Origin of the sequence: Streptomyces sp. NPDC001822 (genome assembly GCF_042892135.1) — a bacterium.
GTDB lineage: Bacteria > Actinomycetota > Actinomycetes > Streptomycetales > Streptomycetaceae > Streptomyces.
Genome location: NZ_JBIATW010000002.1, coordinates 54,668 through 69,394 on the forward strand (window position 1 = coordinate 54,668; position 14,727 = coordinate 69,394).

Sequence of the window (14,727 nt, forward strand, 5' to 3'; positions counted from 1 at the left end):
CTCGGCCGGTCGGCGACGGCTGGCGACATGGTGAGGAGTGACCCAGGGATGACGGCCGGGAACAACGGCGCGAGCAAGCCCGAGGACGACGATCCGTTCGGCTATCTGTACGCGGACGGGCAGGCGGCGGGCGCACAGCCGCCCGGGCAGGGCGGCTACGGCTACCCGGGTCCTGCCGCCCAGCCCGGCAGGCCGAGAACGTCGTACAACCAGGTGCGTGCGGTGGGCGAGCGCCAGTACGGGCAGGTCCCGCCGCAGCAGGCGTACGGCCAGCAGCCCCAGCAGAACCAGCAGTACGGCCAGCAGCCCCAGCAGTACGGCCAGCCCAGCGCGCAGTACGCGGCGCCCGAGACCTACCCCGGCGGCGCGGTCACCGCGCAGCACGGGTCGGTGCCGCACGGCGGCGGGAGGAGCGGCGGCCCCGGACGTGGCGGCCCCAACACGAAGGCGCTGCTGATCGCGGCCGTCGCCGTGGTCGCGGTCGTGCTCATCGGCATCGGCGCGGCGCTGATGACGGGCGACGACAGCGACAAGAAGAAGGACCAGGCGGGCACGTCGACGGGTGCGGCCGGCGAGGTGTCGGAGTCCCCGAAGCCGGAGAAGTCCGACAAGCCGTCCAAGGAGCCCGTCGAGCTGCCCGAGCAGGACGCGGCGACGCTGACGCTGGGCGGCACGGCCTCGCTGGACAACACCGTCAAGGGTGCCAAGGGCGCCAACGGGCAATACATCAGCCTCAACGAGGTCGGCCGGTCGGCGACCTGGACGGTGGACGTGCCGGACAAGGGCCCGTACACGCTGTTCGTGACGTACGGCGTGCCCGGCAGGGACGCGAAGACGTCGCTGACGGTCAACGACGAGGACCCGCGGTCGATCAACATGAAGAACTTCGCGAACGCCGCGGAGGGCGATCTGGAGAAGGGCTGGACGACGACGTTCGCCTATGTCCAGCTCAAGAAGGGGTCGAACACCCTGATGCTCTCGTGCAACCAGGGCGACTCCTGCGACGCCAACCTCGACCAGCTGTCGCTGAAGTCGGGCCACGTCCAGAACTAGTCACCACTGATCCGCCCCACCGTCCCGGTCGTCGCACGGCGATGACCGGGACGTGGTGTTTCTCCGGGCCGCGCTCCGGGCCGCGCCCGTTGTGTCAGGCCGCCGGCGCGTGCTGTTCGACGGCGACGCGGGTCAGCAGGTCCTCGTAGGCGGCGCGGTCGAACTCGCCGGCCGCCGGGGCCATGACGGTCGCGGTCGACAGGGCCACCGCCCGGGTCAGCCTCTCCTGCCAGTCCAGCCCCTCCGAGAGGGCGGACAGCAGCCCGGCCACCGCGGAGTCGCCCGCACCCGTGGGATTGCCCCGAACCGCTGACGGCGGCGCCGCACGCCAGATGCCGTCCGGGGTCACGGCGAGGAGGCCGTCCGGACCGAGCGAGGCGACGACGCTGCGCGCCCCGCGGCGGCGGGCGTCGCGGGTGGCGCGCAGGGGTTCGCGGGCTCCGGTGAGCCGGGCGAGTTCGTCGGCGTTGGGCTTGACGAGGTCGGGGCGTGCGGCGATGCCGCGTCGCAGGGGCTCCCCGCCGGTGTCCAGCAGCACGGGTACGCCGGCGGCGCGGGCGAGCCGTATCAGCTCCGCGTACGCGCCGACGTGTATGCCGGGCGGGAGGCTGCCGCAGAGGGCGACGGCGTCGGCGCCGGCGAGCAGGTCGCGGTAGGTCCCCAGGAGGGCGGCCCACTCGTCGGGGCCGATGTGCGGGCCGGGCTCGTTGAGCTGGGTGGTGTCCCCGGTGGTGCCGTCGACGACGGCGAGTGTGCGGCGGGTGTTCCCGGCGACGGTCACGAGCGCGTCGGTGGGCGGGTCGGGCAGCGCGCCGAGGAGTCCGCGCAGGACGGCCCCGTTGGCGCCGCCGGCGAAACCGGTGACCACGGTGTCGTGGCCGAGCGAGGAGAGCACCCTGGCCACGTTGACGCCCTTGCCGCCCGGCCGCTCGGTCACCTCGCCGACGCGGTGGGTGGTGTGCGGGACGAGAGCGGGGACGGCGTACGTCAGGTCGAGTGCCGTGTTCAGCGTGACGGTCAGTATCACCTGTACCGGCCCCCGGTTCCTTGGTCGTTCGTCTCCGTGCGCCGTCCCCCCGCGGCACTGTCCCGGTGATCATGCCAAAGAGGCGGCGGCCGTCCCAGGTTTCCGGGACAACCGCCGTCTCTTCGTTACGTGTTCAACCCGCCGTCGGACGGTGACGGGCCGTCACCCCTCGCGGGGGTCGACGATCCACTCGCCGCGGCGCATGACGCCCTTCAGCGTGAAGTCCGCGTCCAGGACCACCAGGTCGGCGTCCTTGCCCGGGTCCAGCGAGCCGACCCGGTCGTACATGCCGAGAAGCCTCGCCGGGGTGGCGGAGATGGACTGGACGACGTCCTCGACGGGGATCCCGTCGATCGTCACGGCCCTGCGGAACGCGGTGTCCAGGGTGAGGGTGGAGCCCGCGATGGACCCGCCCTCCACGAGGCGGGCGACCCCGTCCCTCACCTCGACGGCGAGCGGCCCGAGCTCGTAGTGGCCGTCGCCCGCACCGGCCGCGTCCATGGCGTCCGTGATCAGCGCGACCCGGTCCGCGCCCGCGTGGTGGTAGGCGAGCCCGAAGGCGGCGGGGTGCAGGTGCGTGCCGTCGTTGATCAGCTCGACGGTGACGCGCTCGTCCTCCAGGAGTGCCGAGACGGGGCCCGGCGTACGGTGGCCGATGGCGGGCATCGCGTTGTAGAGGTGTGTGGCGACGGTGGCGCCGGCGTCGATCGCCTCGACGGTCTGCTCGTAGGTCGCGTCGGTGTGGCCGACGGCCGCGATCACGCCGTGCTCGGCGAGCAGGCGTACGGACTCGATGCCGCCGGGGAGTTCGGTGGCCAGGGTGACCATCTTCGCGGTCCCGCGGGCCGCTTCGAGCAGCTTGCGGACCTCCGCCGGATCGGGGTCGCGGAGCAGCCCCTCGCTGTGTGCGCCCTTGCGGCAGGGCGAGATGAAGGGGCCCTCGAAGTGGATCCCGGCGAGCTCGCCCTGCTCGACCAGTTCGGAGAGCATGCCGGCCTGCCGGGCCAGGAAGTCCGTCTCGCCGGTGACGGTGGAGGCGACGACGGTCGTCGTGCCGTGGGCGCGGTGCGCCCGTACCCCGGCCAGGACGTCCTCGGCGGAGCCGGTCGCGAAGGACGCGCCGCCGCCGCCGTGGTTGTGGATGTCCACGAACCCGGGGACCACCAAGTGGCCGGAGAGGTCGACGGTCCGGGCGCCCTCCGGGGTGCTGCCGGCGATCCGGGTGCCCTCGACGATCACCCGGCCGTTCTCGACGGTGCCGGTGGGAAGGACCACCCGGGCACCTGCGAGGACTGTGCTGTCTGCGCGTCCGGCCATCAGGCGGATACCTCCGTGGAGAGTAGATCCCAGGCGAGCAGCCCTGCGCCCAGGCAACCGGCGGTGTCCCCGAGGGCCGCCGGGACGATGTGGGGCAGCTTCTGGAACGTGACCCGTTCCTCGACGGCCGCACGCAGTGGTGTGAACAAGGTTTCCCCCGCCTCGGCGAGACCGCCACCGATGATGAGCGTGCGGGGGTCCAGCAGAGTGAGGGCCGTGACCAGTCCGGCGGCGAGCGCGTCGACGGCGTCCTGCCACACGCGCACGGCCGCGGGGTCGCCCGAGGCCACCGCCTTCGCGCAGTCCGCGGCGTCCGCGTCGGGGTCGCCGGAAGCGGCGGCCCAGGCCCGGGACACCGCCGAGGCGGAGGCGAGGGTCTCCAGGCAGCCGCGTTGTCCGCAACCGCAGTCCGGGCCGTCCGGCCGGACGACGACGTGGCCGATCTCGCCGGCGTAACCGTGGGCGCCCGCCTCGATGGTGCCGGCGATGCCGATGGCTCCGGCGATCCCGGTGCCCAGCGGCACGAAGAGGAAGCGGTCGGCGCCCCGGCCGGCGCCGATACGGCCTTCCGCGAGGCCGCCGGTCCTGACGTCGTGGCCGAGCGCGACCGGTATGCCGCCGAGCCGCTCGCCGAGCAGCTGTCGCAGGGGCACGTCGCGCCAGCCCAGGTTGGCGGCGTACACGGCGATGCCGCGATCCGCGTCGACGATGCCGGGCACCGCGACGCCCGCGGCCACGGCGCCCTCGCCGAACTGCTCCCGGCCGTGGGCGTACAGGTCCGCGGCGAAGCCGAGGATCGTCTCCACGACGGCCTCCGCGCCGCGCTCCCTGCCGGTCGCCCGGCGTGCCTCGTGGAGCAGGGTGCCGTCGGCCCCGACCAGTGCGGCCTTCATTCCTGTGCCGCCCACATCGAGGGCGATGACGTGTCTCACGGAAGACAGTTTCGCCCGCCGACCCCTAAAAGGTCTAGTCCACTAGCGCGGTTTGTTGACCACCCATACAAAACGGCCCTGCTAGATTGCCGAATCGATACTCCGGGTGGTGTAGACCTCCACGCCGGACCTGAGGCAGGATCGCGGGTCACCGCTCGTGCGGTGGACGCGGCAACCAATGTAGGGATGGACAGGCTGTGCAGCGGCGCTTTGTGGGTCTGACCGCGGCGGTTGCCGCACTCGGTATGACGGCGACGTTGTCGGGATGCGGTTCGGACACGGGTGGCGGTGACGTCACTCTCAAGCTGGTCGCGGCCGATTACGGCACCGACGCGGAGAACAGTTCCCAGCACTACTGGGACGACGTCGCGGCGAAGTTCACGGCGAAGAACCCGGGCATCAAGGTCGACGTGGCCGTCTACTCCTGGAAGGACGTCGACCGCAAGGTCGCCGAGATGGTCGAGGCCGGCGACGCCCCCGACATCGCGCAGATCGGGGCGTACGCCGACTACGCCGAGGCGGGCAAGCTCTACTCCGCCGACGACATGATCACGATCCGTACGGGGGCCAACTTCCTCCCCTCGCTCACCGACGCGGGCAAGGTCGACGACAAGCTCTACGGCCTTCCGTTCGTGGCCAGCACCCGTCTGCTCTTCTACAACAAGAAGATGTTCACCCAGGCGGGCATCACGGCCCCGCAGACGTGGGACGACATCCGCAGTGACGCCGCGGCCCTCAAGCAGCGCGGGGTGAGCTACCCCTTCGCGCTGCCCCTCGGCGAGGAGGAGTCGCAGGCCGAGACCCTGATGTGGCTCCTCAGCGGGGGCGGCGGCTACACCGACGAGGTCGGCAACTACGACATCGACTCCCCGGCGAACATAGCCACCTTCCGCTGGCTGAAGGACAACCTCGTCGACAAGGGCCTCACCGGTCCCGTGTCGCCCGGCAAGCTCGACCGTGCGCAGGCCTTCGAGGCCTTCACCAAGGGCGATGTGGGCATGCTCAACGGCCACCCCACGCTCATGCAGGAGGCGGAGAAGAAGGGCGTCGACGTCGGCATGGTCCCGCTCCCGGGGGCCGACGGGCCCACCGAGGGCTCGATGGGCGTGGCCGACTGGATGATGGGCTTCAAGGAGCACGGCAACCGGGTGGCGATAGGGAAGTTCCTCAACTTCGCCTACGAGGACGAGAACGTGCTGTCGTTCGCGGACCAGTACGACCTGCTGCCCGTCACCGGCACCGCCTCCGAGGCGATGGAGGCCGACGACAAGCACAAGCAGCTCCACGCGTTCCTGGAAGCGCTGCCGAACTCGCAGCTGCCTCCCTTCGGCAAGACGTCCTGGGCGAAGGCCAGCGAGACGATCAAGAAGAAGATCGGCACCGCCGTCGAGCCCGGCGCCAACCCGGAGACCGTGCTCGTGGACATCGCGACCCAGGCCCGGCAGGCGGAGAGCGCGGAGTAGGTTGGCCGACATGACCGCCGACCCGCTCCCCGACCAGGCGCACGCGGTGCTGGCCATGGAGCGGCGCTCCTGGCCCGGCCCCGGGGCGAAGGAGCGGGCGATCCGTGAAGAGCTCGACATGTCTCCGGTCCGCTACTACCAGCTGCTCAACGCGCTGCTGGACGACCGCCGCGCGCTCGCGGAGGACCCGGTGACGATCAACAGGCTCCGCCGGGTCCGCGACGCGAGGCGGGGCCGCCGCTGAGCGCGGCATCGGGCGTACGGCGCCGGGTTCCCCGGTGACTCCGGCGGCGTCGCCCGTCGGGCTCACCGGACCGGTCCGGTGAGCCCGTACCCCCGCAGGCGCGGTCGTCTCCGGGCGGGAGCGGCCCCGGGAGGACCGCGCGGCCGCGGGGCCCGCCCGCTACGCTCGGCCGCATGGGCAATCAGGACCACCCCCTCCCGACCCCGTCCACCCGGGCCGGCCGCGACGGCCTCGCCGCGCTGCTGGCCCGGCCCGGCCGTGCGGTGATCGCGCTCGACTTCGACGGCACGCTCGCCGACATCGTCCCGGACCCCGAGCGGTCCCGCGCCCATCCCGACGTCGTCCCGGCCCTGTCGGCGCTGGCGCCGAGGGTCGCCGCCGTCGCGGTGATCACCGGGCGTCCGGCCGGCACGGCGGTGCGCTTCGGCGGTTTCGCCGGGGCGCCCGGCCTCGACCACCTGGTCGTGCTCGGCCACTACGGTGCCGAACGCTGGGACGCCGTCAGCGACAGCGTCCACGCACCCGCCCCGGACCCCGGCGTCGAAGCCGTGCGCGCGGAACTCCCCCGGGTGATCGAGGAGTCCGGGGCGGGCGACGGCACCTGGATCGAGGAGAAGGGCCGCGCGGTCGCCGTGCACACCCGCCGCGCCGCCGACCCGCAGGCCGCCTTCGAGGCGCTGCGGGTCCCGCTGAGCGGCCTCGCGGCCCGCCACGGCCTGATCGTGGAACCCGGCCGTCTCGTACTGGAGTTGCGCCCCGCCGGCATGGACAAGGGTGTGGCGCTGGAGGAGTTCGTGCGGGAGACGGGAGCGGAGACCGTCCTCTACGCGGGCGACGACCTGGGCGACCTCGCCGCCTACGCCGCCGTGGAGAAGCTGAGGGCCCGGGGCGCCCGGGGCCTGCTGGTGTGCAGCGGCTCCGAGGTGCCCGAACTCGCCGAACGGGCCGATCTGTCGCTGCCGGGGCCGGCGGCGGTGGCCGGCCTGCTCGCGGCCCTGGCCGGGCGGCTCGCGCAGGACTGACGCCGCCACGAGGACCGGTCCGCGACGGGGTCCGGGCCGACGGGGCCCGGACCCCGGACCGTCGCCGGTCAGGCCCGCAGCGCCTCCAGCTGGTCCAGGAACCACTGCTGCGGCGGCAGCGCGGTCGCCGCGGCGGCGAGGCGCTTCGAGCGCGCCGCCCGCTCGCCGGACTCCATGGTCAGCGCCTCGTGCAGCGCACGCGCCGTGGCCGACACGTCGTAGGGGTTGACCACGAGGGCGTCCTCGCCCAGCTCCTCGTACGCGCCCGCCTCCCGGGAGAGGACCAGCGCGCAGCCGTCGTCGGAGACGACGGGTACCTCCTTGGCGACCAGGTTCATGCCGTCGCGGATGGGGTTGACGAGGGCGACGTCGGCCAGCCGGTACGCGGCGAGCGAGCGGGCGAAGTCGTCGTCGACGTGGAGCAGGACAGGGGTCCAGCCCTCCGTCCCGAAGTCCGCGTTGATCGCGTCGGCGACCCGCTGGACCTCGGCCGTGTAGTCCCGGTACACCGCGAGGTCCTGCCGTGAGGGGTAGGCGAAGGCGATGTGCACCACACGCTCGCGCCACTCGGGGCGCTCCTCCAGAAGAGCCCGGTAGGCGTGCAGCCCGCGGACGATGTTCTTGGAGAGTTCGGTGCGGTCCACGCGCACGATCGTGCGCCGGCCGGCGCCCACCTGGTCCCGCAGCGTCTCCATGCGCTCGTCCACGTCCGCCTCGCGGGAACGGCGGCGCAGGAAGTCCGCGTCCGCCCCCAGCCCGTGCACACCGATCCGGGTGCGTCCGGTGCCGCCGAGGATCTCCGTGCAGCAGCCGATGAAGGCGTCCGCCCAGCGGCGCGTCAGGAACGCGGCGCGGTCGGCGCCGAGGATGCCGTTCAGGAGCTGCTCGCCGATGTCGTCGGGCAGCAGGCGGAAGTAGTCGACGGGCGCCCAGGGAGTGTGCGAGAAGTGCCCGATCCGCAGGTCGGGGCGCAGCTCGCGGAGCATCCCGGGGACCAGCGAGAGGTGGTAGTCCTGCACGAGGACCGCCGCGCCCTCGCCCGCCTCCTCGGCCAGCGCCTGGGCGAAGGCCCGGTTGTACGCCTCGTAGGAGGCCCAACGGCGGCGGAACTCCGCGTCGAAGACGGGCTCCACCGGCGTCTCGTAGATCATGTGGTGGACGAACCAGAGCACGGAGTTCGCGATGCCGTTGTAGGCGTCCTCGTGGACTCCGGCGTCGATGTCGAGCATGCGCACACCGGGCTCGGACACGCCACGCCGGACCGCTTCCCGGTCGCCGTCGCCGAGAGCGGCGCACACCCACAGCTTGTCGTCGACGGCGCTCAGCCCGGAGACGAGCCCGCCGCCACCGCGCTTCGATTCGAGCGTGCCGTCCTCCCGCTCGGCGTACGACACCGGGCCGCGGTTGGACGCGACGAGGACCTGGGCAGCGTGCTCGGAGACCATGTACCCGAACCTAGCCCGTGAGGGAAGGCGCCAAACGTGAGGAACGGCCGGAGATCCGGTCCGGCTCCGCGGGCGCGCGGGCCGCTATGCGGCGTTCCTGGACGCGTACTCCGCGATCTCCCGCATCGGCGGACGCTCCTGCGTGTCCACCGCGTGGGTGCGCGGGACGAACCCCTCGGGTCCCCGCTCGAACTGCGTGATCTCGGGCCGTACGAGCGGGCCCCGGGACAGCCTCGACTGCGCGGTCCGGTAGATCGCCGCGGCCATCCGTCCGAGCGCCTGTCCGTCCTGGTGGCGGTGTCTGCGCACGCCGACGTCGACCTGAGCCAGTGCGTCCAGGCCCACCGTGTGCAGCGCGTCGACCAGCAGGCCCAGCTCCACCCCGTAGCCGACCGGGAAGGGGAGCCGCTCCAGCAGGGAGCGGCGCACCGCGTACTCGCCGCCCAGCGGCTGGACGAATCCGGCCAGCAGGGGCCAGTGGAGGTTGAGCAGCGGGCGTGCCACCAGTTCCGTCACACGACCGCCCTGACCAGCGGCTTCGCCCAATGGCCGGTCGTACATGGCCTTGACGAACTGTACGGACGGCTCGGTCAGCAGGGGGCCGACGATCCCCGACACGAAGTCCGCGGAGAAGTCCCTGAGGTCGGCGTCGACGAAGCAGACGATCTCCCCGCTCGTCACCAGCAGTGAGCGCCACAGGACCTCGCCCTTGCCGGGGAGGGCGGGGATCCGGGGGAGCACGGAGTCGCGGTGCACGACCCGGGCGCCGGCCCGCCGTGCGACCTCGGCCGTGGCATCGGTGGAACCCGAGTCGATCACCACCAGCTCGTCGACCAGGCGGACCTTCTCCATCAGCTCGCGCCGGATCTCCGTGACGATGGCGCCGACCGTCGCCTCCTCGTTCAGCGCGGGCAGGACGACGCTCACGCGCGCGCGCCGCGGATCCCGTGCTCGCGCGGCCGTGAGGCGGTCGAGCGGACGGTCGTCGGCCGACCAGGAACGCCTGGTCAGCCAGCGTTCCACCTCTTCCAGCACGGTCGATACTCCCTGTGTGTGATCCATCTCGCGGTACGGACGACTCATCCGGTCGTCCGGTGCTTCGGTTACAGTCTTGAACAACGCGGATGGCCCTCGCATGTCGGGGTGGGTCCGTGAACAAACGCCCGGATCGATGGTCCGGTGCCATAGCGCTCATCCAGAGGGACTGAGGGAACGGCCCGTTGAAGTCCCGGCAACCCTCCTGCCGACCGCGAGGTCACGGTGGGGAAGGTGCCAATTCCGTCTTGTGGCGAAATACGTTGCAAGGAAGATGAGGAGAAAGGGCCTCCGCCATCATGGCTGTGCAGACAGTTGCAGCGAACACCGATTCTTCGGCCGTGGATCTCGGTCCCGCCGCGGCGCTTTCCTGCCGCGAATGCGGCGAGCGTTTCGAACTCGGCCCCCTTTTCGCCTGCGCGTCCTGTTTCGGGCCGCTCGAAGTGGCGTACGACCTGCCGAGCGGCTCCCCCGAAGAGCTGAAGAAGCGCATCGCCGAGGGGCCGGACAACATCTGGCGTTATGCGCTGCTGCTCCCCGTCCCCGCCGACGTCGCGGACAAGCCCAACATCAACCCCGGTTTCACGAAGCTGGTCAAGGCCGACAACCTCGCCCGCGAGCTGGGCGTGACCGGCGGCCTGTACGTCAAGGACGACTCCGGCAACCCGACGCACTCCTTCAAGGACCGTGTCGTCGCCATCGCCGTCGAGGCCGCCCGGGCCTTCGGTTTCACCACGCTCTCCTGCTCCTCCACCGGCAACCTCGCCGGCGCGGTCGGAGCCGCGGCGGCCCGCGCCGGATTCCGCTCGTGCGTGTTCATCCCGCACGACCTGGAGCAGGGCAAGGTCGTCATGGCCGCGGTGTACGGCGGTGAACTGGTCGGCATCGAGGGCAACTACGACGACGTCAACCGCTTCTGCTCGGAGCTCATCGGCGACCCGCTCGGCGAGGGCTGGGGCTTCGTCAACGTCAACCTGCGGCCGTACTACGGCGAGGGCTCCAAGACCCTGGCGTACGAGATCTGCGAGCAGCTCGGCTGGCGGCTGCCGGACCAGCTCGTCATCCCCATCGCGTCCGGTTCGCAGCTCACGAAGATCGACAAGGGCCTCCAGGAGCTGATCAAGCTCGGCCTCGTCGAGGACAAGCCGTACAAGATCTTCGGCGCCCAGGCCGAGGGCTGCTCCCCGGTCTCCACCGCCTTCAAGGCCGGCCACGACGTGGTGCGGCCGCAGAAGCCGAAGACCATCGCGAAGTCCCTGGCCATCGGGAACCCGGCCGACGGACCGTATGTACTGGACATCGCCCGCCGCACCGGCGGTGCGGTGGAGGACGTCGACGACGAGCAGATCGTGGACGCGATCAAGCTGCTGGCCCGCACCGAGGGCATCTTCGCGGAGACCGCGGGCGGTGTGACGGTCGGCGTGACGAAGAAGCTGATCGACGCCGGTCTGCTGGACCCAACCCTGACCACCGTCGTCCTGAACACCGGCGACGGACTGAAGACGCTGGACGCGGTCGCCCCCACGACCGGCCTGTCGGCGACGATCCGGCCCAGCCTGGACGCGTTCCGCGACGCGGGCCTCGCGGCCGCCAGCTGACCCCCCGAGACCGAAGGAAGGCACCGACATGAGCGTCAAGGTCCGTATCCCCACCATCCTCCGCACCTACACGGGCGGTCAGGCCGAGGTCTCCGCCGAGGGGGCGATCCTCTCCGAGGTCATCGCGTCGCTGGAGCAGAACCACCCGGGCATCGGCGCCCGCGTCCTGGACGACCAGGGCAAGCTGCGCCGCTTCGTCAACGTGTACGTCAACGACGACGACGTGCGCTTCGAGGGCGGACTGGACGCCGTGACGCCGGACGGCGCGGGCGTCTCGATCATCCCGGCCGTCGCCGGAGGCTGATCCCCGGCAGGGCGCGCGGACCGGGGAGTGACGGCCCCGGCCGCCCGCCGACTGCGCAGCGTGAGCACGATGGCCCTCTCCGCAAGAGAAGCGGAGGGGGCCATTCTGCATGGTTGAGCGCGGTACAGTTGGGGAAGCCCCCGCCGCTGCCCGTGCCGCCCGCATATGAGAATGCGCCCGGCCGCGACAAGAAGCAGCCAAAGTACGTGAACCCCTTGAGGCATAAGTGGCCTTTGTCAGGCCCGACTTGCCCAGGATTCCTCCCGATCATCCCTATCCGGGTGATCCCGCGTGCCCAGAATTCCCGTCCGATTGCCCTGTTGCAGAGGGCAGTTGGGCAGATACATTCGGCCGCGGTCGACGCGTTCCGGCGCACGCCACCCTCTCCTGTCGGAGGGTGCGTTCTGACCCGGGCCCGCGAAGTGCGGTCTCGTGCAAGGGCCAGTAATAGGGGAGTTGGGCATGGCTCAGGGCACCGTCAAGTGGTTCAACGCGGAGAAGGGGTACGGCTTCATCGCGGTCGACGGTGGTGCGGATGTTTTCGTCCACTACAGCGCGATCCAGATGGACGGGTACCGCACCCTCGAAGAGGGTCAGCGAGTTGAATTCGAGATCTCGCAGGGCCAGAAGGGGCCGCAGGCGGACATGGTCAAGCTCGCCGTCGGCTGAGCTCGGCGCGGTCGGCCAACGACGCTTCTCACGCACGCAGGGTCCGTTCCTCCGCAGGGGGACGGGCCCTGCGTGCGTCCGCGTGCACCCCCGGGCGCCCCTCCGTCCAGCGAGCCGTCGCCGAAGGCGCTTGCACTCGACGGGGTCGAGTGCTAATCATTGGCGTTAGCACTCTCCAGGTGAGAGTGACAGAAACTTGGACCGGGCCGGTGAGGCCCGCAGGCTCAGCGGGGCAAGGAACCGCTGAGCAGGCAGGCCGTCCGTCGCGGGCGCCTCTCGGTCCGGAGCAATCCACCCCTGTCCGGGAGGACCACTTCACATGGCCAAGATCATCGCGTTCGACGAGGAGGCACGGCGCGGTCTCGAGCGCGGGATGAACCAGCTCGCCGACGCCGTCAAGGTCACCCTCGGCCCCAAGGGCCGTAACGTCGTCCTCGAGAAGAAGTGGGGCGCGCCCACGATCACCAACGATGGTGTCTCCATCGCCAAGGAGATCGAGCTCGAGGACCCGTACGAGAAGATCGGTGCGGAGCTGGTCAAGGAGGTCGCCAAGAAGACGGACGACGTCGCCGGCGACGGTACGACCACCGCCACCGTTCTCGCCCAGGCGCTCGTCCGCGAGGGCCTGCGCAACGTCGCCGCGGGTGCCAACCCGATGGCTCTGAAGCGTGGCATCGAGAAGGCCGTCGAGGCCGTCTCCGCCGCCCTCCTGGAGCAGGCGAAGGACGTGGAGACCAAGGAGCAGATCGCTTCGACGGCCTCCATCTCCGCTGCCGACACCGAGATCGGCGCCAAGATCGCCGAGGCGATGGACAAGGTCGGCAAGGAAGGCGTCATCACCGTCGAGGAGTCCCAGACCTTCGGTCTGGAGCTGGAGCTCACCGAGGGTATGCGCTTCGACAAGGGCTACATCTCGGCGTACTTCGCCACCGACATGGAGCGCATGGAGTCGTCCTTCGACGACCCGTACATCCTGATCGTCAACTCCAAGATCAGCAACGTGAAGGACCTCCTTCCGCTGCTCGAGAAGGTCATGCAGTCGGGCAAGCCCCTGCTGATCATCGCGGAGGACGTCGAGGGCGAGGCCCTGTCGACCCTGGTCGTCAACAAGATCCGTGGCACCTTCAAGTCCGTCGCCGTCAAGGCTCCGGGCTTCGGTGACCGCCGCAAGGCCATGCTCGGCGACATCGCCATCCTCACCGGTGGCACCGTCATCTCCGAGGAGGTCGGTCTCAAGCTGGAGAACGCCGGCCTGGACCTACTCGGCACCGCCCGCAAGGTCGTCATCACCAAGGACGAGACCACGATCGTCGACGGCGGCGGTGACAGCGACCAGGTTCAGGGTCGTGTCAAGCAGATCCGTGCCGAGATCGAGAACTCCGACTCGGACTACGACCGCGAGAAGCTCCAGGAGCGCCTCGCGAAGCTGGCCGGCGGCGTGGCCGTCATCAAGGCCGGCGCCGCCACCGAGGTGGAGCTCAAGGAGCGCAAGCACCGCATCGAGGACGCGGTGCGCAACGCCAAGGCAGCCGTCGAGGAGGGCATCGTCGCCGGTGGTGGCGTGGCTCTGCTCCAGGCCTCGGCCGTCTTCGAGAAGCTCGACCTCACGGGCGACGAGGCCACGGGCGCCAACGCCGTGAAGCTCGCGCTGGAGGCCCCGCTCAAGCAGATCGCCGTCAACGGTGGTCTTGAGGGTGGCGTCGTCGTCGAGAAGGTGCGCAACCTGCCGATCGGTCACGGCCTGAACGCCGCGTCCGGCGAGTACGTCGACATGATCGCCGAGGGCATCATCGACCCGGCGAAGGTCACGCGCTCCGCCCTGCAGAACGCCGCGTCCATCGCCGCGCTCTTCCTCACCACCGAGGCCGTCATCGCCGACAAGCCGGAGAAGGCCTCTGCGGCCGCTCCGGGCGGCATGCCGGGCGGTGACATGGACTTCTGATCCCCGGATCAGCAGCTCCAGCAGTACCCGCAGTATCCGTACGACGCCGGCCCCCGGGATTCGTCCCGGGGGCCGGCGTCGTACGTGCGACCGGATACTGAACACTTCTGCCCCATCGTGAAGGAGTGTGACCGGTGACCACCGACGTGCGTACAGGGCCGCCGACCGCGGGCGACGAGCGCGAGACGCTGCGGGCCTTTCTCGACTACCACCGGGCCACTCTCGCCATGAAGTGCGAGGGCCTGGACGACGAGCAGCTGCGGCAGCGGTCGATGCCTCCCTCGACGCTCTCGCTGCTGGGCCTGGTGCGGCACATGGCGGAAGTGGAACGTGCCTGGTTCCGGCGCGTGTTCGACGACAACGAGGCCCCGATGGTGTGGTCGGACCGGATCGACTTCCAGGCCGCGTACGACGCGAGCGCCTCGAACCGGACCGAGGCGTTCGGCGCCTGGGAGGCCGAGGTGGAGAACTCCCGCCGCATCGAACGGGAGGCCGCCTCCCTGGACCTGACAGGCCTTCAGCCCCGCTGGGAGCGGGAGGTCTCCCTGCGCATGGTGATGGTGCACGTGCTGCTCGAATACGGCCGCCACAACGGCCACGCGGACTTCCTGCGCGAGGGCGTCGACGGGACCGTGGGCGCGTGAGGCGCGTACACCGGAAGGTCTGAGGCGTCCAC

At 70.9% G+C, this 14,727-nt stretch carries 14 protein-coding genes and 1 riboswitch; of the genes, 9 read left to right on the top strand and 5 right to left on the bottom strand.

What is annotated here, in order from left to right:
* The first annotated feature begins 48 nt into the window (after nt 1-48).
* Nucleotides 49-1,053, top strand: coding sequence for a carbohydrate-binding protein (locus ACFYY2_RS04485; RefSeq protein WP_388736949.1), 1,005 nt, complete (start codon nt 49-51; stop codon nt 1,051-1,053).
* A gap of 94 nt (nt 1,054-1,147) precedes the next feature.
* Here the strand turns inward: ACFYY2_RS04485 and ACFYY2_RS04490 are convergent, their stop codons facing one another.
* From ACFYY2_RS04490 to ACFYY2_RS04500, 3 genes are all read right to left on the bottom strand, one after another.
* Entirely contained in the window at nt 1,148-2,080 is a 933-nt protein-coding gene (locus tag ACFYY2_RS04490; protein WP_388736952.1) for a 1-phosphofructokinase family hexose kinase, read from the bottom strand.
* Between the two features lie 162 nt (nt 2,081-2,242).
* A complete protein-coding gene (nagA, locus tag ACFYY2_RS04495) occupies nt 2,243-3,397 on the bottom strand; it encodes an N-acetylglucosamine-6-phosphate deacetylase (protein ID WP_388736954.1) in 1,155 nt (384 codons plus the stop codon).
* Nucleotides 3,397-4,329, bottom strand: a complete 933-nt coding sequence (locus tag ACFYY2_RS04500) for an ROK family protein (RefSeq protein ID WP_388736957.1) — start codon at nt 4,327-4,329, stop codon at nt 3,397-3,399. Before ACFYY2_RS04500 ends, nagA begins: the two co-directional genes overlap by 1 nt.
* A gap of 245 nt (nt 4,330-4,574) precedes the next feature.
* Between ACFYY2_RS04500 and ACFYY2_RS04505 the strand changes: the two genes are divergently transcribed.
* The 3 genes from ACFYY2_RS04505 (at nt 4,575) to otsB (ending at nt 7,058) form a co-directional block, all read left to right on the top strand.
* Entirely contained in the window at nt 4,575-5,792 is a 1,218-nt protein-coding gene (locus ACFYY2_RS04505; protein WP_388738551.1) for an ABC transporter substrate-binding protein, read from the top strand.
* Between the two features lie 10 nt (nt 5,793-5,802).
* Entirely contained in the window at nt 5,803-6,036 is a 234-nt protein-coding gene (locus tag ACFYY2_RS04510) for a DUF3263 domain-containing protein (RefSeq protein ID WP_388736958.1), read from the top strand.
* 173 nt (nt 6,037-6,209) lie between these two features.
* Complete coding sequence (gene otsB, locus ACFYY2_RS04515) at nt 6,210-7,058, top strand: trehalose-phosphatase (RefSeq protein WP_388736961.1); 849 nt, start codon at nt 6,210-6,212, stop codon at nt 7,056-7,058.
* Nucleotides 7,059-7,126: 68 nt separating this feature from the next.
* On the opposite strand, the gene ACFYY2_RS04520 is transcribed toward otsB, so the two are convergent.
* Both ACFYY2_RS04520 and ACFYY2_RS04525 read right to left on the bottom strand, forming a co-directional pair.
* Complete coding sequence (locus ACFYY2_RS04520; protein WP_388736964.1) at nt 7,127-8,503, bottom strand: trehalose-6-phosphate synthase; 1,377 nt, start codon at nt 8,501-8,503, stop codon at nt 7,127-7,129.
* Nucleotides 8,504-8,587: 84 nt separating this feature from the next.
* Nucleotides 8,588-9,538 carry a glucosyl-3-phosphoglycerate synthase gene (locus ACFYY2_RS04525; RefSeq protein WP_388736966.1) on the bottom strand — a complete coding sequence of 317 codons (951 nt, stop codon included), beginning with the start codon at nt 9,536-9,538 and terminating at the stop codon, nt 8,588-8,590.
* A 153-nt stretch (nt 9,539-9,691) separates the two neighbouring features.
* Nucleotides 9,692-9,819: riboswitch (SAM riboswitch) on the top strand.
* A gap of 18 nt (nt 9,820-9,837) precedes the next feature.
* Between ACFYY2_RS04525 and thrC the strand changes: the two genes are divergently transcribed.
* The 5 genes from thrC to ACFYY2_RS04550 all read left to right on the top strand — a co-directional run bounded on the left by thrC (nt 9,838) and on the right by ACFYY2_RS04550 (nt 14,695).
* Nucleotides 9,838-11,136, top strand: coding sequence for a threonine synthase (gene thrC / locus ACFYY2_RS04530; RefSeq protein ID WP_388736969.1), 1,299 nt, complete (start codon nt 9,838-9,840; stop codon nt 11,134-11,136).
* Nucleotides 11,137-11,164: 28 nt separating this feature from the next.
* The gene (locus ACFYY2_RS04535) at nt 11,165-11,440 is read left to right on the top strand and encodes a MoaD/ThiS family protein (RefSeq protein ID WP_388736971.1); all 276 of its coding nucleotides are present in this window, start codon (nt 11,165-11,167) and stop codon (nt 11,438-11,440) included.
* A gap of 462 nt (nt 11,441-11,902) precedes the next feature.
* Nucleotides 11,903-12,109 (top strand): cold-shock protein, encoded by a 207-nt coding sequence (locus ACFYY2_RS04540; RefSeq protein ID WP_003967346.1) that lies wholly within the window; start codon nt 11,903-11,905, stop codon nt 12,107-12,109.
* Nucleotides 12,110-12,428: 319 nt separating this feature from the next.
* Nucleotides 12,429-14,051: a chaperonin GroEL gene (gene groL / locus ACFYY2_RS04545; RefSeq protein ID WP_388736974.1), complete on the top strand. Its 1,623-nt coding sequence runs from the start codon at nt 12,429-12,431 to the stop codon at nt 14,049-14,051.
* Between the two features lie 134 nt (nt 14,052-14,185).
* A complete protein-coding gene (locus ACFYY2_RS04550) occupies nt 14,186-14,695 on the top strand; it encodes a DinB family protein (protein WP_388736975.1) in 510 nt (169 codons plus the stop codon).
* Nucleotides 14,696-14,727: the final 32 nt, after the last annotated feature.